At 29.5% G+C, this 1,069-nt stretch carries 1 protein-coding gene; it reads left to right on the top strand.

Annotated features, from left to right (window positions below):
• Positions 1–131: 131 nt before the first annotated feature.
• On the top strand, positions 132–836 hold the full coding sequence (locus AC4PRO_RS18150; RefSeq protein WP_492118395.1) for a hypothetical protein: 705 nt from the start codon (positions 132–134) through the stop codon (positions 834–836).
• Positions 837–1,069: the final 233 nt, after the last annotated feature.

The raw sequence follows: 1,069 nt of genomic DNA, 5'->3' as shown, positions 1-1,069 counted from the left end.
GTGTCTATATTGAGTTATACAACGATAGATTTTGCGGTAATTAATTCAAAAACGGAGTTTTTTCACAGCCTGACGTTGTGCGTCAGCTTGGGAAACCGAAACCGACAGAATATTAACAAACCAAATTTTTTATGAAAATAAACATTAATCTTATTTACACTTCCATTTTATTTGGATTGATTGTTTTTTGTTGTATTGAATATTATAACAATAATATTTTAGAAACTAGAATAAACTCTTTGAATAAAAACTCAATCGATTTTAATTCTGAAAAAACGTTTAAAGAAGATTACTATATTACGCAACAAAGCAGTGATACAAATCTTATTCTTGTCGTTTTTGCAGTTCTGATTACATTTAGTGGAATTTTTACATATGTAAATATCCTCGAACGTTGGAACGCCAAGATGGCAGAAATAAATACCGAAAGAGACAAACAAAATAAGAAATATAAGGATTATGAACATAATTTAATGGTGTTAAAATCTGAATTAGATTTTCAGATTGGGTTAATTTATAGTGACAGAGGAACTACACTTATTAAAGATAATTTCAATGACGGTTTAATGATGTGTTTTTGCTCTATGGAAAAATATTCTGTTATTGGAATTGATAATCCGATTGAACATAACAAAGAAGAAGCTCTGAAACTTTTGAATGTTGAATTGAAGTTTTTGAATAAATTAATAGATGATAATGATATATTTGAAATTAACATAGACTACGGAATTTATAAAGATAGAATCGATAGAATTACAAAAGTTTTAGATTATGAAGGATTACTTATGTTTAACCGAATATCTTCTAAAATCAGAATAAAAACAATCGAAAAATAAAGCCGAACGCACAACAGCAGTTTGTGTATAGTGGGGATTTAGTGGAATTACCGTAATCAATTACGTTTCTGTTCAGCAGAAAATAATCTGCTCAAAACTCCCCACCATCCACAAGCTGCGACACGTTGCAATACATATTGTTGCCAAATTTTGCGGTGAAAAATTTACTCTGATATCGTTAAGCAGAAAGTAATTTACTTCAATGTAAACGATGCAGTTTGCGTCCAAATAGA

This window comes from Flavobacterium sp. DW-iso2 (assembly GCF_058725285.1).
Note: the sequence above shows the minus strand (reverse complement) of the source record. Positions and strands in the feature narration are given on the sequence as shown.